The sequence below is a fragment of the Brakhagea slesvicensis genome (assembly GCF_052161625.1).
Lineage (GTDB): Bacteria > Planctomycetota > Planctomycetia > Pirellulales > Pirellulaceae > JBKCUI01.
This window is the reverse complement of the sequence record NZ_CP197412.1, coordinates 4,139,992-4,160,133: the sequence shown is the minus strand read 5'-3', so window position 1 is coordinate 4,160,133 and position 20,142 is coordinate 4,139,992. Positions and strand designations below refer to the sequence as shown.

General features: G+C 55.2%; 16 protein-coding genes. 8 read left to right on the top strand and 8 right to left on the bottom strand.

The features are described from left to right. Positions 1–37 precede the first annotated feature (37 nt). From atpA to SH467x_RS15740, 4 genes are all read left to right on the top strand, one after another. Positions 38–1,543 (top strand): F0F1 ATP synthase subunit alpha, encoded by a 1,506-nt coding sequence (atpA, locus tag SH467x_RS15755; protein WP_482368064.1) that lies wholly within the window; start codon positions 38–40, stop codon positions 1,541–1,543. Between the two features lie 24 nt (positions 1,544–1,567). Beyond that, positions 1,568–2,485 (top strand): ATP synthase F1 subunit gamma, encoded by a 918-nt coding sequence (gene atpG, locus SH467x_RS15750; RefSeq protein ID WP_482368063.1) that lies wholly within the window; start codon positions 1,568–1,570, stop codon positions 2,483–2,485. A 101-nt stretch (positions 2,486–2,586) separates the two neighbouring features. Next, a complete protein-coding gene (gene atpD / locus SH467x_RS15745) occupies positions 2,587–4,041 on the top strand; it encodes a F0F1 ATP synthase subunit beta (protein ID WP_482368062.1) in 1,455 nt (484 codons plus the stop codon). Between the two features lie 42 nt (positions 4,042–4,083). Further along, positions 4,084–4,479: a FoF1 ATP synthase subunit delta/epsilon gene (locus SH467x_RS15740; RefSeq protein WP_482368061.1), complete on the top strand. Its 396-nt coding sequence runs from the start codon at positions 4,084–4,086 to the stop codon at positions 4,477–4,479. Between the two features lie 248 nt (positions 4,480–4,727). Here the strand turns inward: SH467x_RS15740 and SH467x_RS15735 are convergent, their stop codons facing one another. The 5 genes from SH467x_RS15735 to SH467x_RS15715 form a co-directional block, all read right to left on the bottom strand. Further along, positions 4,728–6,053: a replication-associated recombination protein A gene (locus tag SH467x_RS15735; RefSeq protein WP_482368060.1), complete on the bottom strand. Its 1,326-nt coding sequence runs from the start codon at positions 6,051–6,053 to the stop codon at positions 4,728–4,730. A gap of 99 nt (positions 6,054–6,152) precedes the next feature. Then, on the bottom strand, positions 6,153–6,548 hold the full coding sequence (locus SH467x_RS15730; protein WP_482368059.1) for a DoxX family protein: 396 nt from the start codon (positions 6,546–6,548) through the stop codon (positions 6,153–6,155). Continuing rightward, positions 6,545–7,018, bottom strand: a complete 474-nt coding sequence (locus tag SH467x_RS15725) for a VOC family protein (RefSeq protein WP_482368058.1) — start codon at positions 7,016–7,018, stop codon at positions 6,545–6,547. Before SH467x_RS15725 ends, SH467x_RS15730 begins: the two co-directional genes overlap by 4 nt. 36 nt (positions 7,019–7,054) lie before the next feature. After that, positions 7,055–7,810, bottom strand: a complete 756-nt coding sequence (locus SH467x_RS15720) for a YciI family protein (RefSeq protein ID WP_482368057.1) — start codon at positions 7,808–7,810, stop codon at positions 7,055–7,057. Positions 7,811–7,999: 189 nt separating this feature from the next. Next, positions 8,000–9,685 carry a hypothetical protein gene (locus SH467x_RS15715; protein WP_482368056.1) on the bottom strand — a complete coding sequence of 562 codons (1,686 nt, stop codon included), beginning with the start codon at positions 9,683–9,685 and terminating at the stop codon, positions 8,000–8,002. A gap of 157 nt (positions 9,686–9,842) precedes the next feature. Between SH467x_RS15715 and ppdK the strand changes: the two genes are divergently transcribed. After that, positions 9,843–12,644, top strand: a complete 2,802-nt coding sequence (gene ppdK / locus SH467x_RS15710; protein WP_482368055.1) for a pyruvate, phosphate dikinase — start codon at positions 9,843–9,845, stop codon at positions 12,642–12,644. Positions 12,645–12,938: 294 nt separating this feature from the next. Here the strand turns inward: ppdK and SH467x_RS15705 are convergent, their stop codons facing one another. The 3 genes from SH467x_RS15705 to SH467x_RS15695 all read right to left on the bottom strand — a co-directional run bounded on the left by SH467x_RS15705 (position 12,939) and on the right by SH467x_RS15695 (position 16,312). Continuing rightward, positions 12,939–14,231, bottom strand: coding sequence for a dipeptidase (locus SH467x_RS15705; protein ID WP_482368054.1), 1,293 nt, complete (start codon positions 14,229–14,231; stop codon positions 12,939–12,941). A 95-nt stretch (positions 14,232–14,326) separates the two neighbouring features. Next, complete coding sequence (locus tag SH467x_RS15700; protein WP_482368053.1) at positions 14,327–15,094, bottom strand: 3-keto-disaccharide hydrolase; 768 nt, start codon at positions 15,092–15,094, stop codon at positions 14,327–14,329. A 102-nt stretch (positions 15,095–15,196) separates the two neighbouring features. Further along, a complete protein-coding gene (locus SH467x_RS15695; protein ID WP_482368052.1) occupies positions 15,197–16,312 on the bottom strand; it encodes an N-acetylglucosamine kinase in 1,116 nt (371 codons plus the stop codon). 223 nt (positions 16,313–16,535) lie between these two features. On the opposite strand from SH467x_RS15695, the gene SH467x_RS15690 reads away from it, so the two are divergent. The 3 genes from SH467x_RS15690 to SH467x_RS15680 all read left to right on the top strand — a co-directional run bounded on the left by SH467x_RS15690 (position 16,536) and on the right by SH467x_RS15680 (position 20,126). Beyond that, positions 16,536–17,801, top strand: coding sequence for a hypothetical protein (locus SH467x_RS15690; protein WP_482368051.1), 1,266 nt, complete (start codon positions 16,536–16,538; stop codon positions 17,799–17,801). Between the two features lie 114 nt (positions 17,802–17,915). Next, the gene (locus tag SH467x_RS15685; protein WP_482368050.1) at positions 17,916–18,932 is read left to right on the top strand and encodes a sugar phosphate isomerase/epimerase family protein; all 1,017 of its coding nucleotides are present in this window, start codon (positions 17,916–17,918) and stop codon (positions 18,930–18,932) included. Positions 18,933–18,992: 60 nt separating this feature from the next. Beyond that, entirely contained in the window at positions 18,993–20,126 is a 1,134-nt protein-coding gene (locus tag SH467x_RS15680; RefSeq protein WP_146678538.1) for a Gfo/Idh/MocA family protein, read from the top strand. Positions 20,127–20,142: the final 16 nt, after the last annotated feature.

Genomic DNA, 20,142 nt, shown 5'->3' with positions numbered 1-20,142 from the left:
CTCGCGTTCGTTCGGAACGCTAAAAGAGGTTTGACTCATGAAGTTCAACTCGGATGAAATTGCAGCCGTCATTCAAAAAGAAATTGAGACGTTCGGCAGCCAAGTCGATGTCCGAGAAGTAGGTACTGTGCTGGAGGTCGGCGACGGTATCGCTCGGGTTTACGGTCTCTCGAACGTCATGTCCGGTGAGATGGTGGAATTCCCGAACGGCGCAATCGGCCTTGCGTTCAATCTGGAAGAGCAAAGCGTTGGGGTCATTATCCTCGGCGATTATCTCAGTATCAGCGAAGGGGATGAAGTAAAGGCCCTCGGAACGCTCCTTTCGGTTCCCGCAGGTGACGCGGTCATCGGACGCGTTCTTGATCCTTTGGGTAACCCGCTCGACGGAAAGGGCCCTGTCAACGCTACGGTCACTCGCCCCGTGGAAATCATTGCAACCGGTGTTGCAGAGCGACAACCGGTTCACGAACCAATGCAAACCGGGATCAAAGCGATCGATGCGATGACCCCCATCGGACGCGGTCAACGGGAACTGATCATCGGTGACCGAAAGACGGGCAAGACCGCTGTCGCGATCGACGCGATCATCAACCAAAAGGGGAAAGGCGTAAAGTGTTTTTACGTCGCGATCGGCCAAAAGGACTCTTCGGTCGCTTTGGTGATCGACGCCTTGACCAAAGCTGGCGCGATGGATTACACGACGGTTATCGTCTCGGGTGCCTCGGCTCCTGCTCCGTTGCAATACGTTGCACCTTATGCCGGAACAGCGATGGCCGAACACTTCATGTTCAATGGCGGCCACGCCTTGATCGTCTACGATGACTTGAGCAAGCAAGCAGTCGCTTACCGACAGTTGAGTTTGTTGATGCGTCGCCCGCCAGGACGCGAAGCGTTTCCCGGGGACGTTTTCTACTGCCACAGCCGCCTTTTGGAGCGTTCGGCTAAACTGTCGAAGGAACTGGGTGGCGGCTCGCTCACGAGTCTTCCCATCATCGAGACCTTGGAAGGGGAAGTGTCGGCTTATATTCCGACCAACGTCATCTCGATCACCGATGGACAGATTTATTTGCAACCGGACTTGTTCTTTGCAGGTATCCGCCCTGCGATGAACGTCGGTATCTCTGTTTCGCGCGTCGGTGGTAACGCGCAGATCAAGGCGATGAAAAAAGTTGCCGGCGGTCTGCGTCTCGATTTGGCCGCTTTCCGTGAATTGGAAGCGTTCGCCCAGCTGGGTACGGAGCTTGATCCTGCTACGCAGTCCAAATTGGACCGAGGCTATCGGATGGTCGAGTTGCTGAAGCAGTCGCAATACCAACCGATGGACATCGCAGACCAAGTCATCAGTATTTACGCAGGTACTCGCGGACACTTGGACGACATTCCTGTGACCAAGGTACGTGACTTCGAAGTGGGTCTTCTGACTTACGTACGGGATCGCAAGCCCGAGCTGTTGACCAAGATTCGCGACGTCGCGGATCTCACCACCGAAATCGAAGAGATGATCAAGTCGGCCATCGCTTCGTTCAAAGCGTCGTTCAAGTAACCATAGCCGAAAGGTTGTTTAGCCATGGCGAATATTCGTCAGCTCGATAAACGGCGCAAGTCGGTCAAAAACATTCGCAAGATCACGCGAACAATGGAGCTCATCGCAACGGCTCGCTTCAAAAAGGCGATGGATCGTGCGGCAGCTGCAACGGACTATACCAAGCGGATCACGCAGATCGTCCAGGATCTCGCGAAAAGCGGGACGGATGTCACCCATCCGCTCCTCAACCAGCGAGATGAGATCAAGTCGATCGATATGCTCGTGTTGACCGCCAACCGCGGTCTTTGCGGTGGCTACAACGGCAACGTTGTGAAAGCAGCAGTCGCTCGCCGGGCCGAGATCAAGGCGTTGGCTGAGAGCGGCGAACTGAGCGTCAGCGGCAAACGAGGGATCGCAGCCCTCAAATTCGCTGGAGTTCCAATCGAAAAGACTTACACGGACTTTGAAGACCAACCCACGTTTGATGCAGTGGGGCGGATTGCCGATGAATTGATTGCAAGATACATCACCGGCAAAGTCGATCGCGTGGATGTTGCTTACACAAAGTTCGTTAGCAGCTCGAAGCAAATTGCCGTCGTGGAAACGTTGCTTCCTTTCGGGGGCTTTGACTTGGCCTCGCCGCCAGCGGGAAATTCCGCTTCAGAGTCAAACCGTTCCGAAACGTCCAAGGGATCCATACGCGACGACTATGAATTCCTTCCGGATGCCGCCGCGATCTTGGAAGAGGTCGTTCCAGCCAGCTTCCGGGCGCGACTGTTCAAGTGCTTTTTGGATGCTGCGGTCAGCGAGCAAATCGCTCGGATGGTCGCGATGAAGAGCGCGACCGAGAACGCAGGGGATCTGATCAAGTCCCTTTCCCGAACCTACAACCGCGCTCGCCAAAGCAAGATCACCGGCGAAATCATGGAAATCATCGGTGGGGTCGAGGCCCTCGGCTAGAGATAGTCGGCACCCGTTTTCAAATCCAATGGGATTGCTCTCCCGAGAGCGACCCGTCAACAAAACCACAACTTTCGGATCGTACGAAGTCGAGACAATTCATGAGCGTTGCCACAGGAAAACAGTCAGGCCGAGTGAGCCAGGTCATCGGTTCTACCTTTGATGCGGAATTCCCCGCGGACAGCCTTCCACCGATCTACAATGCGGTCAAAGTAGAAGGTGAAAAGAAGGGAATCAAAATCAATCTGACAGGGGAAGTCCAGCAGCATTTAGGCGGCGGCAAGGTTCGCTGCGTTGCGTTGGGAAGCACCGACGGTCTGATGCGCGGCCAAGAATGCGTCGACCTCGGACGACCGGTTTCGGTTCCTGTCGGCAATGGAACCCTCGGTCGCGTTTTCAATGTCCTCGGCGATCCTATCGATCAACGCGGTCCCGTTCCTGCCGACGAGTATTGGCCCATTCACCGACAAGCCCCCCCCGTTTCGGAGCTATCGACCAACACGGAAGTCTTCGAGACTGGTATCAAAGTGATCGACTTGCTCACACCGTTCGTTCGGGGTGGTAAGGCAGGGTTGTTCGGAGGTGCAGGCCTCGGAAAGACGGTTATTCTCCAAGAACTCATCGCTCGGGTAGCCAGCACCCACGGGGGGTACTCGGTTTTTGCAGGGGTTGGAGAACGAACCCGCGAAGGAACCGACCTTTGGTTGGAAATGCAGGAAGCGGAAATTGGGAAGACCGGCCGCAAAGTGATCGAACAAACCTGCATGGTGTTCGGTCAGATGAATGAGCCACCAGGGTCCCGTCTTCGCGTTGCTCTTTCGGCCCTCACGATGGCGGAATACTTCCGGGATACCACCGGTAAAGATACGCTGTTGTTCGTCGACAACATTTTCCGATTCTCGCAAGCGGGATCCGAAGTGTCGGCCTTGTTGGGCCGTATGCCTTCTGCGGTGGGATATCAACCAACCCTCGCGACCGAAATGGGTGCGTTGCAAGAGCGGATCACGTCGACCAAGAAGGGAGCTATCACCTCGGTTCAAGCGGTCTACGTTCCCGCTGACGATCCAACTGACCCTGCTCCTGCCACGGCGTTCGGACAGCTCGATGCGTTTATCTACCTCGAGCGATCGATCTCGGAAAAGGGCATCTACCCAGCGATCGACCCACTCGCTTCGAACTCCCGTATTTTGGACCCCGCAATCGTCGGTGAGCGGCACTACGCTATCGCTCGTCGCGTTCAGAAGACGCTCCAACGATACCGCGAGTTGCAAGACATCATCGCGATTCTCGGCGTCGACGAATTGAGCGAAGAGGACAAGACAGTCGTGAAACGAGCTCGCCGCATCGAGCGTTTCCTTTCTCAACCGTTCTTGGTCGCGGAAGTCTTCACCGGCAAACCAGGGGAAATTACCTCCCTCGCCGATACCATCCGCAGCTTTGAAGAAATCTGCGATGGAAAGTGGGATCACCTGCCCGAGTCGGCGTTCATGTACGTCGGACCGATCGAGCAAGCGGAAGAGCAAGCCAAGCGAATGGCTGCCGCTGCGAAGAAGTAGATTCCACACCGTTCCCCTTCCTCTTGAAATCGTTGACCGACCATGGCCGAGACACAAGTTCGTTGCGTAGTGGTAACACCGGAAAAAACCGAGCTCGATACGACATGCGACGCACTCACGCTACCGCTCTATGACGGCGAGGCCGGGATTCTGCCCGGTCGCGCCCCTATGGTTGGTCGTCTAGGTTTTGGTCTGCTCAAACTGCGTAACGGATCGACCTCCACCGAATGGTTCGTCGACGGTGGATTTGTACAAGTCACCCGAGAAGCGGTTTATGTGCTCACCGACCGACTGCTCAAACGTGAACAGATCGACAAAAAACAAGCGGAAGAGGACTTGGCCAAGGCGACCTCGATGAAGGCTTCTTCACCCGAAGCCATTTCCCTACGAGAACGTACGATCGCTCAAACCCGCGCCAAATCCCGACTTGCCCAGTAAGAGACTCGCCCAGTAAGAAACTTGCCGAGAACCATCGAATGCGGAGTTTCGCACGAGGTGCATTGTCCTCGGCATATCTCAACGTTCTGACTCGTCCCCCGTGCTCGTGCTCAGTCCGCCGCAGCGGACGGTTCTCGTTCTCGTAATCGAGATCCCGAAACCTCGCTCATTCAATCGAAAGGCGAGAAACCTCAAGTCGATCGTGGTCGAAAAGGTGTTTTGGGGTGGTTGCCTGGTTTCGAGTACCTCTATTCCGGTTTATCCCCCGGTTTGAGTATCTGCTGAATCGCATCCCAACGATCCGCCAATTCCGTTTCGTACCCTCGGCGCACCGGTTTGTAAAACTCCCGGTCCACGCCTAAGTACTCTTGCGCCGCCACACCTTGGTCGGAATCGTGTGTGTAGTGGTAACCGACGGCATTCCCTAACTTCTCAGCACCTCCATAGTGGCCATCCCGCAAGTGTCGTGGTACCGGAATGAGCGACCCTTCTCGCACTTCTTTGCGAGCGGCAGTGATCGCAGCCGTCGCCGAATTGCTCTTCGGTGCAGCCGCTAGATAAATAACAAGTTGAGATAAAGTCAGTTGGCATTCGGGAAGCCCGATAAATTCGCACGCCTGCATCGCAGCGACTGCAAGACAAAGAGCTTGGGGGTCCGCATTTCCCACATCTTCACTCGCTAAAATAACAAGTCGTCTGGTGAGGAAACGGACCTCTTCGCCCGACTCTAGACTACGGGCGAGCCAGTAGAGAGCTGCGTTGATGTCGCTACCTCGAATGCTCTTGATCAGCGCGCTGGCTTGATCGTAGTGTTGATCTCCCGTCGGATCGAACTGAAGGATTTTTTTCTGCATGCTTTCGCGCATCGCGTCTTGATCGACCCGGACGGGAGTCTGCGTCGAGGAGAGGACGGCCAATTCCAGGGCACCGAGGGCACGGCGGGCATCTCCCTCAGAGATGCGAGCGCAGTATTCCAACGCATCCTCGTCGACTTGGGGACGATACATTCCCAATCCTCGCGTGGAATCTTCCAGTGCGCGACGGAGGAGCTGGATCAAGTCCTGATCGTTTAGGGGTTGCAATTCGAAGACTTGCGATCGACTGAGAAGGGCCCCGTTGACGGCAAAAAAGGGATTGCTGGTCGTAGCCCCCACGAGTGTCACGATCCCTTGCTCGACATCGGGCAGCAACGCATCCTGTTGCGTGCGATTGAAGCGGTGTATTTCATCGATGAAAAGAATCGGTCGCTTGCCAGTCGCGGAGACTTCGTCGCGCGCCCACTCCAACGATTCTCGCAATTCCTTGATGCCGCTCGTGACGGCGTTCAATTGGCGAAACGCGCCTCGCGTTTCATTTGCCAGCAAGTGAGCAAGTGTGGTCTTCCCCGTACCGGGCGGCCCGTAGAGCAAGATTGATTGAAGGCGATCGGCTTGAATCAATCGTCGCAGCAGCTTGCCAGGTGCAAGCAAATGAGATTGCCCAACAAACTCGTTTAGTGTGCGAGGTCGCATGCGCGCAGCCAATGGCTGCGATCGCTCTCGATTCTTCTTTTCCGATGCTTCAAATAGGTCCATTGCATCATCTTACACCATTCTTCAGATGGGATCGAAGCAGCCGTTCCGCCACCTCGCGTCCAGTCATCTGTCGTTTTGAAATGCAATTCCTGATGGACCTCAGATGCTTTTGGATTCCAAAGCCTTCTTAGTAAAAGCAATTTGAAAGACGCGTGGGTCCCGCAGCCCCAGTGCAACCCATGCAACAACACCAATGAGAATCGGCAAGAGGAAATTTTCATGGATCCGAACATGAGCGGCTGTGGCTCCTCCCAAGTAGGCCGACATGAGAATTGCCGCAAGGAAGGCGAGTCGCGGTACGAGAAACAGTAGCGCAATCACCACTTCGACGATGCCCACATACACCATCACTCCGGTGTCCCACCCAAGCTTGGCAAACATCGCTTCTTTGTCGGGGAAGTCAAAGAATTTGCCGTAGGCGCTCAGCACGCTCAGGAGCAATGCGACCACAACGCTCAGCACCCAACCTGTAATCACCGACTTCTTTGCCTTCATGTTCCCCCACCAAATGCTTTCTCTAACGTTGCGATGTCCAGTTTCTTCATTTGCCAGACGGCTTGAAACATCCTTTGTACCGCTTCGGAATCTTCGCTCGCCATCCACTTTGGAAGTTCTGCGGGCCAGATTTGCCAAAACATTCCAAACTTATCCTTGAGCCATCCGCACGCCAGCTCCGCCCCGCCATCGGCGGTGAGACTTTCCCAAACTCGATCCAATTCCTGTTGGGTGTCGCATTCGACGGCAATGGAGAAGGCTTCTGTAAACTTCCAATCTTGGCCGGCATTCAAGGCGACGAATTTCATCCCTCGCAATTCCAACTCGACGGTGAGGACCGCGTCGGCGTGCGGGTTCTTCACCTTGCGCAGAATCTTCGAATCGGGAATAACGGACACATAAAACTCGGCAGCTTCCTCCGCTTGGTCTTTGAAGGTGAGAAAGGGGGTGATTCGTTGGGATTGACTCATGGTGGGGTCCTGTGGGTGAAAAGGATACGACTGGGCTCAGTTCATCGAATGCAAACCGATTCGATTCCCTTCCGTGTCCATCGCGAGGGCGATGTAACCATAGGGGCCGATGGGAGTCTTGCCCTGGAGCAGCTTCCCGCCAGAGGACTCGACACGCGATGCTTCGAGACCACAATCTTGACATGCGAAATAGACCAGCGTCCCGGTCCCTCCGGGTGGGTTCCCTTCCATCTTGGCCAGCGCTCCGGAAGCGCCATCTCCATTCATGTTCATGGGAAAAGCAAACATCTCGATGGCAGAATCGGGCGACTCCAATTGGCTCAACTCGACTTGGAGGACCGCTTCATAAAACCTCTTGGCGCGCACCATGTCCGCCACATAGATCTCGAACCAAGCGACGGGATTACGAGGCTTCGGTTGGTTGCGTGCGTTGATCAATGCGTTGGTGGCTTCATCCGACGGTCGGATTTCGAAGGGACCGATTCCAACGCCTGGATGGCGGGACATCAGTTCCACCGCATGCTCCATGCTTTCCGCCTCCAGGATCAAAATCCCTCCGATTTGCTCCTTGGTTTCTGCATAAGGTCCATCCGTCGCTTGAATTGCACCATCGACACATCGAAGCGTGATGGCCTTCGAAGACTCCTGCAACGCCTCGCCACCCGCGAAGTGACCTCCGGCACGAAGAAAATCATCGTACGCAAAACACTCATCCATCGACCGCTGCAACACTTCCGGCGACATGGTCTGGAACTTGGACATATCGGCGTAGCCTAAACAGATAAACTTCATGATGCCTCACTTCAAAAGAGAACTGCCCTAAGCGAACATTCCGCAAATCGCGGTGTTGTTTTTTTCGTCTTACACCGAGTGGTATACCGTGTCGTACACCGAGTAGTCGGATGCAAGGTCCCGGAATCGACAACAGGCTGCAACGATTTGACACTTTTTCTGGCTTAGGAAGAAGCAGTGACAGAAAGCTTACGGGGATTGGAGCATGACCTCCAATTGGGCTTGGTCGAGCACGATCAGGCTCAAACGCTCGACGACTTTCCAAACTTCGATGGATCGCTCGAGCTCTTTATCGAGTTGCTGCAATTGTCGCCGGCGTTGCCGGAGGTTGAAAGGCCCAGTCGCCTGCCCTGAATCGAGCATGGATTGTATCCGTGACAACTCCCCGTCCGCCGAACGCTTGGCGACCGCCATCTGATCCACAACACGGTTGGCTTGCCCCGCATGGAGCCAATAGGTCGGTGCATTGCGATGTTCGCGGACTCCGGTTTTGATGAATAGTTCCCACCGTCGAGCAGGACGAGACGCTAAAGCGAGGACCAATTCGGGAGCCTCCTCTTCCAAAGCGACAACCCATTGCTGCTCGCTTTCTCCGACGAGCAAACAAGAATCGGAGGGATGGATTGTGATTCCTGAATCCGACACGTCGGATAGAGTCAGGGAGGCAAGACAAGTCGCTCGCGTTGAAACAACCGAACTACCCGTCCCGATTCGATGGCGAGCCAACCCTCCGGAAACTAGAAAAGTCTTGCGAATTCCGTGAGTAACCGACTCGGTCGCTTGCAATTCCGATTCCGACTCGGCGTCCAGATTCGTCGCATCATCCAACTTTGCAATCTCCTTCCCATCCTCGATCGTCTCCAAGCCCACCCTACTGCTTGACTCACGCGTCGTTGTGGAAAAGGGAGCCAAATCCACCACGGGTAATTCGATCGGCGGGACGTTCAGAGGTCCACCTGCTTCCAATACTGGTTCAACCGGCTGCGCCGCCAATGGCTCGTCTTCGAGCAGTACCAGCACCTCGGGCGACTCCAACGTCTCTGTCCCGGCCAGGAATTCGGCTTCCCGACCGGATTCCCCACCGGATTCAGAGTGCTTCGGACCCTCCGTCGTCGAATCCCTTCCGATCCACAGCATTACCCCGAGTAGAACCGCGACTGCGACCAGCGCCCCAGCCAGCAGACCTGGATTGCCGACTCGAGGGACCGCTTTTTTTTTGGTTCTTTTACCGGTGTTTTTTGGGTGGACAGCAAGTGGAGTTTCGCGAAGGAGCTTGGGAGTAGAAGTGGGACGACTAGACGCGTGACCTTTCGAGTCCTCGAGCCGATAAAGGACTCCGTCCGGGGCAGACAGAATCCAGATCGAGCGCAGCGGCGTCTCCGACGTTCCGGTTTGCCGTCTCCAATCCTCTTGCACCGGATCGGGTGGTGTTCCCCAGTGCTTGATCAAATAGGGGACAGGGCGGAGCGATCGGGCGTGGATAACGATCCATCGAGGCTCCGTTGGCTCTACTTCATCCCCATCACAGGGCTTGGGCGTTCCCTGCCAACTCTCGATTCCATTTGTTTTTTCGTCGATTGCTGTCGGTGATGCCTGGCTATGGAACAGTGGCTCGACCTTGCGAGACCGGGTCCAATCGATGTGGCTCGCGGCGTCCTGCCCCTCCTGTCCGGCTTGCTCCCAATCGGTGATCCTGCCCAGAAGATACCAGTCGTCGATCAGTACCCCTCGCCAAGTTCCTTCTTCAAACACCTCGCACTCGCGCTGGCAAACCGGGTATCGATCGGTCGGAAACCTCGACAACGCGGAGGAGGGAAAGGAACGAGGGACAGGGAGGTGCGTGGAGAGCGACCCCAAGAGCGATTGCGGTATCATGGCGTGATATTGCGTTAAGTTTTTGTGGCGCAAGGGCCTACGGGATCGTTGGCCGCATTGACGTGTTTTAACGTTAAACGTAGACTTTCGGCCGAAAATATCTGGGAATTTCCCTAACTTCGATTTTGGCAAACTAAGTGGAGTAGTGCACTCGGCCATGGCTAACAAGTTGATCTATTTCTTTGGCAAATCTAAGACCGATGGCGACGGAGGGATGAAAGCTCTCCTCGGGGGTAAAGGTGCAAACCTTGCTCAGATGACCAAAATCGGACTTCCCGTCCCTTCTGGCTTCACAATCACAACAGAAGTCTGCGTTCATTACTACAAGAATGGCCGCAAAGCTCCACCGGAACTCTCCACCGATTTGGAGAAGGCCGTTAAGTGGATGGAGAAGGAGACCGGAAAGAAGTTCGGTGATCCTAAGAACCCACTTTTGGTTTCGGTCCGATCGGGTGCACGCGATTCGATGCCCGGGATGATGGATACGATCCTCAACCTCGGTCTCAACGACGCCACCTGCGAAGGCTTGGCCGCAGCCACCAACAATCCTCGATTCGCGTGGGACTCCTATCGCCGATTCTTGCAGATGTACGGCGACGTGGTCATGGGCGTCCAAAAGCGCAGTGAAAACGAGCATGAGCCATTTGAAGAAGTCATGGATGGCCTCAAGAGCGAAGCGAAGGTCAAAGAAGACACAGACCTCACCGCAGAACACCTGCAAGAGCTCGTGAAGCGATTCAAGAAGTTGATCAAGGATCGCACGGGCAAGGCGTTCCCGAACGACCCGATGAAGCAACTCGAAGGAGCGATCTTCGCTGTCTTCGGATCTTGGATGAACGAACGAGCCATTCTCTACCGTCAAAAGTACCGCATTCCAGACGAATGGGGTACCGCGGTCAACGTGCAGAGCATGGTCTTCGGCAACATGGGTGATGACTGCGCAACCGGCGTAGCGTTCACTCGCGATCCTGCCAACGGCGACAACGTGTTCTACGGCGAATACTTGGTCAATGCACAAGGAGAAGACGTGGTGGCGGGTGTTCGCACCCCTCTCAAGATCTCCGAAATGGCGAAGGACAAGACCATCGGCGCCGCCTACAAGGAACTCGTCGAAGTCCGCAAGACTCTCGAAAAGAACTTCGGCGACGTGCAAGACTTTGAGTTCACCATCGAGAAGAAGAAGCTCTATATGCTTCAAACTCGAAACGGGAAGCGAACTGCATTGGCCTACGTGAAGATTGCTCACGACATGGTCAAGGAAAAGTTGATGACCCCTGAGCATGCGATCAAGTCGGGTGACCCCGAGGCGTTGAACCAACTCCTCCAACCGATCTTCGATATCGTTGCATACGAGAAGGCTCGCAAAGAAGGTCGCTTGATGGCCGTCGGCTTGCCAGCAGGTCCTGGAGCCGCATCCGGCGCCGTGGTCTTCACCGCAGGCAAGGCAGAAGAACTGGCCGCCAAGGGGCAGAATGTTGTTCTGGCCCGTATCGAAACCAGTCCTGAAGATCTCCGCGGGATGATCGCTTCCGACGGGATTCTCACCGCACGCGGTGGTGTATCCAGCCACGCTGCTCTCGTGGCTCGGCAGATGGGCAAGGTTTGCGTCGCCGGTGCTGGCGATATCGAGATCGACTACCACAAGGGAACGCTCAAGTGCAAGGGCGTGACCCTCAAGGAAGGGGACTTCATCAGCATCAACGGTACCACCGGCGAAGTCTTCCACGGAAAGATCGACACCGCAGACAGCGAGCTGAAGCAAGTTCTCGTTGGCAAGACTCTCAAGCCAAAGGACAGCAAAGTATTCCAATACTACGACTTCATTATGAAGTTGGCGGACAAGTATCGAACCCTCGGTCTCCGCACCAACGCGGACCAACCCGACCAAGTCACGAACGCCGTGGCCTTCGGTGCCGAAGGGATCGGACTGTGCCGAACCGAGCACATGTTCTTTGAAGGGGACCGGATTATCGCTGTCCGCCAAATGATCTTGGCGAAGAACGAAGACGATCGAAAGAAAGCTTTGGCAACATTGCTTCCTTACCAACAAAAGGACTTCGAAGGGATCTTCCGTGCACTCGATGGTCTCCCCGCTTGCATCCGATTGCTCGACCCACCGTTGCACGAATTCTTGCCACAACACGACAACAAGAAGGGCCAGGAAGAAGTCGCGAAGCAGCTGGGCATTTCTGTCGCGGAAGTGAACCGATTGGTTTCCGAACTGCACGAATTCAACCCGATGCTCGGATTCCGAGGATGCCGACTGGGTATCCTCCGTCCCGAGATCACCGAGATGCAAGCTCGTGCGATCTTCCAAGCTGCCGTTGCTGTCCTTAAGGAAGGGACCAAGGTTAAGCCTGAAGTCATGGTTCCGCTCGTCGGTTTCAAGAAGGAACTCGATCTCCAAGTGGAAATCGTCCATCGCGTAGCGAGCGAAGTCATGAAGGCTACCGGTAAGAAGTTCCAATACACCGTCGGAACGATGATCGAAGTCCCACGCGGTGCATTGACCGCCGACGAGATCGCAGAATCGGCCGAGTTCTTCTCGTTCGGTACCAACGACTTGACCCAAACCTGCTTGGGAATGAGCCGCGACGACTCCGGATCCTTCTTGCCTGCTTACCAAGGGCTCGAAATCATCAAGGCGAACCCATTCGCTTCGATCGATCGAACCGGTGTCGGCCAGTTGATGCAGATCGGTGTCGAGAAGGGTCGCAAGACTCGCAATGACCTCAAGATCGGTATCTGCGGCGAGCACGGCGGGGATCCATCCTCGGTCGAGTTCTGCCACATGATTGGCCTCAACTACGTTAGCTGCAGCCCGTTCCGAGTGCCAATCGCTCGTCTGGCAGCAGCTCAAGCGGCGCTTCGCAACCCTCCGGCTCCTGCGTCCACGAAGGTTGTGAAAGACTCGAAGTCGGCCAAGGGTGCGACCAAGACTCGCACCCGCGCCAAGTAGTGCGGTAGCCGGATACTATCATCAATTTTAAAAGCCAAGCGTAACCCGCTTGGCTTTTTTCGTTGGCTCAAATGGTGAGAGAAGGAAGTGGCTCGCGAAGGCGCAACGTTCGCAAAGGAAGAGAGTCTGAAAGCATTCAACCCCGCATTCCCCACCTATCGCTTGCCCTGAAAAAAAGAACCGATCCAACCAGCGCAGTGCAAAGCAACACCGCCCCTTCTCTCACCCCCCTTTGCGCCGTGGCGCCTTGGCGAGAAACTCAAGCTGACAAGAAAGTTGCTTGCGGAATGGCAGTTATTGACTCGCTCGAAGCTTCTTCGCTGCCACCTCGGTCTCGCGCAGTACTCGCAATGCGTTCTTGTAGAGGACTTTGTGAATATCCTCTTCGCTATACCCACGCTGCACCAACATTTCAGTGATCAATGGATAAGTCGAAACGTCCTCCATCCCACGTGGTGCCGTCGAGATTCCGTCGTAATCGGAGCCCAAACCGACATGGTCGATGCCCGCCACCTTGATCACATGTTCAATATGATCTGCGAGGATGGTCGCTTCGCCGGCCGGGTAAGGGTTCTTCACTTGCCACTGCTTGTATTCCCGCTCCATCTTTTCTTTGTCGTCCGGGTACTTGGCCTGCAATTCTCGACGGACTTGGAACATCTCTTTCATAATCGCTGCGCTCTTGGGAACGACAAAGCCAGAGTAGAAGTTGATCATGACTACGCCGCCATTCTGAGGCAGCCTCTTCAGAACGTCATCGGGCACGTTGCGAGGATGATCTGCAATCGAACGAGCCGACGAATGGGAGAAAATGACGGGCGCGGTGGAAATATCCAGCGCATCATGCATCGTTGCAGGGGAAACGTGCGAGATATCGACTAGCATCCCGAGCCGATTCATTTCTCGAACGATTTCTTCCCCAAATGGACTCAATCCATCGTGTTTGGATTGATCGGTGGCGGCGTCCGCCCATGCCAAGGTATCGGAGTGGGTAAGAGTCATATACCGAGCCCCCATGTCATAGAGCCGGCGCAAGTTCTGGATCGAGTCCTCGATCGAATGTCCACCTTCCATGCCGATAAGAGACGCAATCTTCCCAGCCTGTCGGGCTTTCTCAATATCTTCGGACGTCAAGCAAAGTTGAAAGACATCCGGATACCGTTTGACCATGGCATGCACCAAATCGATTTGCTCTACCGTCGTGCGATACGCGACGCCTGCGCGCATTGTTTCGGCAGGAACGTAAACTGACCAATACTGCGCGCCTACGTTTCCTTTTCGAAGCCGCTCGATGTCGGTGTGCAGCTTGGGCTGTGGCTTGCTAATGTCGCAATCGTCGAACCGTTTGCTGAATTTCCGGATTTCCCAAGGAAGATCATTGTGGCCATCAAACACATAGGCTTTGCGATGAATCTCCATCGCCTTCTCTGAAATTGTGTAGTCGGGCTTAGCTTCTTGTGCCCATCCGCTAGTTCCCAACCATCCCGCGAAACCCGTCGTTAGCATCGAACAAGCCAGCCCGGTTTGGAGCGCGGAGCGAATACGGCGAGCTCGAATCTGTTTAAGAGACGACGAAAGTGATTGCATGGAGTGAAACCTCTTCAAGGGATGATGAACTTAAGCGAAAGATGACAAAGCGGAACAGTTTGGGGGCAAGGACGCCCAATGGGCCTTGGAGAGGATCAAGGCAAAATACGTACACGGATATCTTTGAACTCTACGGGAGCTCCTTCGGCTTCCAAGCACAAATAGCCTTCCGCGGGGATCGCATTCCGGCCACCGGAGACTTCGACTCCGTTGACCCACAAGCGAACTTCGCCGTTGATCGCACGCACGTAGTAGTGATTCCAGGCCGGGCTCGGTTGGCTCCGATTCGCTTTCGGAAAGCTGCGCGATCCATCGGGGGAGAGGGGAGGAAACGGCTCTAGTTTGGACTTTCCTACTGGGAAGATATCGCCATGGGTCGTGAACCAAGTCGCCTTCTTTCCAGACGACTTCTCATAGTTTTCGGTGTATCCCGTATCCAAAACCTGCACTTCAATCCCCGCCCCAGGGAGCTTGTTCGGAGGCAGATCCTTCAACGCCTCTTCGGGTGTCCACAGGAAAAACCCTGAGTTCCCGCCCTTGCTCAGATGCCGCCAGTAAGCGACCCATTCCAAGTTTTTGTACTGCACCTTGGATCGCAATACGCCGATCGGTTTTCCGGTGCTGTGAACCGTGGAGCCGTCCCAAACCCAAGTCTCTTCGTCGCAATTGGCGCGAACGAAATCGTCTTTGCCCAGCGTCACCCACTCCGGGCCTTGCCCATCGATGATCGCAAACTTGGCACCCTCGATCGGAATGGGAGAACTCGGAACAGGATCTTGCGCGGAACAAACTGTTGCACCTACAAAAATCCCGAGGGATGGGGCTGTTAACCAAGACAAGGTTTGGAAGATGGTTGACTTCATCGCGATGAAACTCATTTTGGTGGGAGAGGATTGGGAGGGCTGGAGGCTCCGAATAGATTAGCACAATCGACTCTGGTTTGGGGAGAAACGGAACCAATGTTCTCATGGAGCCCGAGCAAGCTGATCCGCCATAGCCAAACAACCGATGACGGGATTCTTGACGACATGAATCGATTTCGGTGAGGAATGCGATTCTCCCAACTCGAGCGCGAGCTCGTCGATCAATTCGGGAAAATGGTTGGGAATTCCACCCGCTACTGCCAAACGATACGAGGCGACAACACCCGCCCGCAGCGCGACCTGCGTCACCATCGCAGCCCATCCCGCGATCGCATCGAGGAGGATGGAATCGGCGACGGGATTGTCGCGTCTCGATTGGATTACCAAAGGAGCTAGATCCGCGATGGCTTTCCGAGGAATGGGCGATTGATAAATCCACCCCACGATTTGCGAGACCGATTCGAAGCCGAGCCTTGCGAGAATCGCTTTGGTAAGGGAAGTGGAAGGAGAGCCCGCATCGACTTCTTTGCAGGCCTCTCTCAGGGCAGCAAGGCCGATGGCGTAGCCACTCCCTTCGTCCCCCAGCAGGTAGCCCCACCCACCAGCCCGGACGACCTGTTCGCATCCTGTACCCGGCAGCGAGCATCGCGCGATGGAGCCCGTTCCCGCAATGAGCGTCACCCAAGGCATAGAGCCAGCTGAATGGATGGGCAGGTCCTCCGAGGAGGAAATTGGCTTTTCAAGGACAGATTCCCATTCGGCGGCCCAGCGGATCGGTTCGATATCGTCGGTGACTTGAAGGGAACCGGCCAGCCCGCGATTTCGAAGACACTGCGTTACGATTTCCTGTTCTTCGAGACGACCAGCGCCGGCCAACCCGATACAAGCAGCCTGAAGCTGTTCCTTCGAGACGACCGAACCGGTTTGCGATTCGAAGCGCTGCATCGCGTCCCGAATGGCGGCTTCGATGTTGTCGCACGCCGCATCGAATCCGACCGAACGTGGATTTCCGGGCCCCCCCAATCCTTGACCGACGGCACAGTCCGACAGGGAGATCGAATCCTGCTGGTGGGATGAAATTGCGTGTAGGGATCGAAGCGGGTTCGCCGCGGAGGTGACCCAGGCTGATGTTTTGGTCCCTCCACCGTCGACACCCAAGAGGAGGAACGGTCTTTGCCGTGCGGAATCCATACTGTCCTTAAAATACCGGGAATGCATCGCAGACCATCCATCCGATGGTCAAGGAATCATAACCTCGAATCATTTTAGGGAGATAAAGGTTTCCGGAATCTGGCGTCAGCCCTCGCGGAGAGCTTGAAACAGCCGCCCGTCCGGCTTACAACAATCCCTTTCCTCGCCAAGGGGCGGAGGCTTTCCCTCCCACCCGATTAGTGTATAAGAACCTTCCAATTCCCCGAATTTAGAGAGTTTGAGATCGTCCATGGCCGGTACCGGATTAGACAGCGGGCTTGTGAGCAAAGACAACGTCGCCAAGATTTTGGATCAAGCTCTCGATGCCGGTGAAGGCTTGCTCCGCTTGACTCCTACTTGGGTCCCCCGCAGCTTCCTGCATCCCGGCCGCCGCATCAAACTTTACCCAGGTGATTTGTACGCTTTTGGAGCGGATCGGGGCGGGATCGACGAACGATGGTTCTCCTCCACCACCGAGGCGGCCAACGAAGGACGCGTTTGGCACGAAGGTCTCAGTTTCTGCCTCTTCGAAGGCAAAAAATTTCTATTGAAGGACGCGGTATCCGAGCAAGGAAACCGTCTGGTCGGGGCACCGACATTCAGCAAATACAACCGCTGGCCAGTCTATTCGAAGTTTTTCGACAACATGGGCCCCATCCCTCATCACATGCACCAGTCAGCAGAAGATGCGGCATTGGTAGGACAAGAAGGAAAGCCTGAAAGCTATTACTTCCCCCCCCAATACAACAACGTCGACAACAACTTCTCCTACACCTTTATGGGTCTCGAGCCCGGCACGACGAAAGACGATTTGCGCCGATGCTTGGAGAATTGGAACAAGGGTGACAACGGCATTCTGGATCTGTCGCGGGCTTATCGTCTGAAGCGGGGTACAGGCTGGTTGATTCCTCCCGGTGTGCTGCACGCTCCCGGCTCCCTATGCACCTACGAGCCACAATGGGGCAGCGATGTGTTTGGAATGTTCCAATCGATCGTCGAGGGTCGCTATGTGCCTTGGTCCCTTCTAGTCAAAGACATGCCCAAAGAGAAGCACCAAGACCTCGACTTTATCATCGGTCAGCTCGACTGGGAGAAGAACGTCGATACCCACTTCAAAGACAGCAACTATATCGAGCCGGTCGTGGATCCCGATCGCTCAGGGACCGGTTACACCGATAAGTGGATCGTGTACGGTTCGATCGACGGCAAGCAGCTCTTCAGCGCGAAGGAGTTGACCGTGGAGCCAGGGGCCAAGTGTATTCTGCGAGATGGTGCAGCCAGTGGATGGATCACCGTCCAAGGCAAAGGTCGCATCGGGAAGCTCGCGTTGCAAACCCCGGCGATGATCCGGTTCGGTGAAAACACCGAAGATGAAGTCTTTATCAGCCATGAAGCTTCCACGCGCGGAGTGGAGATCGAAAACACCGGCTCTGAGCCGCTTGTTGGATTGAGATACTTCGGTCCCGATGCCCATTCCAACATGCCTCAAAACGGGGCTTGGAAGAACAACGCCTAAGACGTTTTCCCAAACGGGACATCCCCCGTTCTTTGACTAACGCGAAGAGGTGATTCCCCCCTCTTCGCTCGGTTTCTCCCTTCCCAATTCCCCCTAACTCATTCGAGTATCTTGATGACAAAGTTAAAGCTTCACAATGCGATGTGGCCCGGTTTGGTTGGCAAGGGAGATGGGCCCGACCAAGAGCCCCCAATCAGTTTGGATCGCATGCTGGAGCTTACCGCAGCGGCCAGCGTGAATGGCCAAAAGTTCGATGGCATCGATTACTTTCTTTTTTTCCCCCACACCGACCCCAACGCCAGCGATGAAGAACTTCTGAAGATCGCTGATAAGATCGCGAGTCACGGCTTCGCGGTGGGATCGCTGGTCGCTCCTGTTTGGGGAGGAACCGTTGGTGATTCCGCCATGGGCGATGAAGCTTCCCGGGAAAAATTCCTTTCGGCCGTGAAAATGGCTTGCCGCATCGCCAACGTATTCGAAAAGCATGGTGTCCGAAAGTATGGGGTGATTCGGATCGACAGCGCGGAATTCGGCATTGAGAAATGGCGATCCGACAAAGTGAGCAACACCAAGAAGATCGTCGAGACCTTCAAGGAAGCGGCGAAGATTGCGAAAGATGCAGGCCAACGACTAGCTGCCGAAGGCGAAATTTGCTGGGCGGGGATGCACTCTTGGCGCGATATGCTCGACGTGCTCGAGGGAGTCGGCATGCCTGACGCTCTAGGTTTCCAAGCGGACTTGGCTCACACCTACCTTTACCTCCTCGGCTACAACGCTCCCGAGTATGCACTGCTCAAAGAAGGTTACAGCCAAGAAGAGTTCTACGCCGCCTACGAAGCGATGACCGACAAGCTTCGACCTTGGACCATCGACTTCCACGTCGCACAAAACGACGGCCATGTCCACGGCGCCGGATCTCACGACAAGACGGGTAAGCACTGCCCCGCAGACGATCCAAACGGCAAACTCGACATCGTCCGGTGCTCCAGCTACTGGCTTAAGGACGCTGCGGCACGCGGCATCCAACATATCTGCTGGGACGGTTGCATGTTCCCCAATGCAACTCTGGAAAAGCCCCAAACCTGGAACTCGATTTTGGATGTGATGATTCGCGTCCGAGATTCCCAATAACAAACTGCCCCACTATCCATCCAACCATATCGGCCCTCCAACCATATCGGAATAACCTCGATGAAAGAACTCCGCATCGGAATGATCGGGTACGGCTTCATGGGTAAAGCCCACTCGAACGCGTACGCACAAGCCAACCACTTTTTTCCTTGCGAGTACAAGCCGGTTCTCAAGGCTCTCTGCGCCCGCAACGCGGAAAAGGCCTCCTCGTTCGCAAAGAACTGGGGCTACGAATCAATCGAAACAGATTGGCGAAAGCTGTTGGAACGCAAAGACATCGATGCGGTCGATATCTGCACCCCCAACAACATTCACAAAGAGATCGCAATCGCGGCCGCCAAAGCGGGCAAGATGATCCTTTGCGAAAAGCCACTCGCGATGAACACCGAAGAAGGCTTGGAGATGTGCGAAGCGGTCGAAAAGGCCGGCGTCGCGAACATGGTTTGGTACAACTACCGTCGCATCCCTGCCGTCACGTTGGCAAAGCAAATCATCGATTCAGGGAAACTGGGACGCATTTTCCACTACCGGGCTAACTTTCTCCAAGACTGGACGATCAACGCTGACGTCCCACAAGGGGGCGCAGCAACTTGGCGTCTCGATGTTGAGGCGGCAGGTAGCGGCGTGACCGGCGATTTGCTCGCCCACTGCATCGACACCGCACTATGGCTCAACGGATCGATCACCGATCTTTCCGCCGTGACCGAGACCTTTGTCAAGGAACGAGTTCACGCGGAGACGGGCAAGAAACAACCGGTAGGCATCGATGACGCTTGCTCCTTCTTCTGCCACTTCAAAAACGGATCGTTAGGCCTCTTTGAATCGACTCGATACGCACGCGGCCACAAAGCGCTGTACACCTTGGAAATCAACGGTGAAAATGCCTCGCTCGCATGGGATCTCCACGATCTCCATCGGCTCAAGTACTTCGATCACAGCGACGAGTCGATCGTCCGCGGCTGGCGAAGTATCCACGTGTCCGATGGGAATCAACCCTATATGGGCAATTGGTGGGTGCCTGGGCTTCAAATTGGCTATGAACACTCGTTCATCCACCAAGTCGCCGACTTCTTGAAGAGCCTTGAAACGGGGGAACCCGCCCACCCGACCTTCCGCGATGCTTTAGAAACCCAAAAAGTCTGCGACGCTGTCCTGGAAAGTGCGAAGAATCGCCAGTGGGCAAGCATCTCGTAGATGGGCTCGGTCTAAT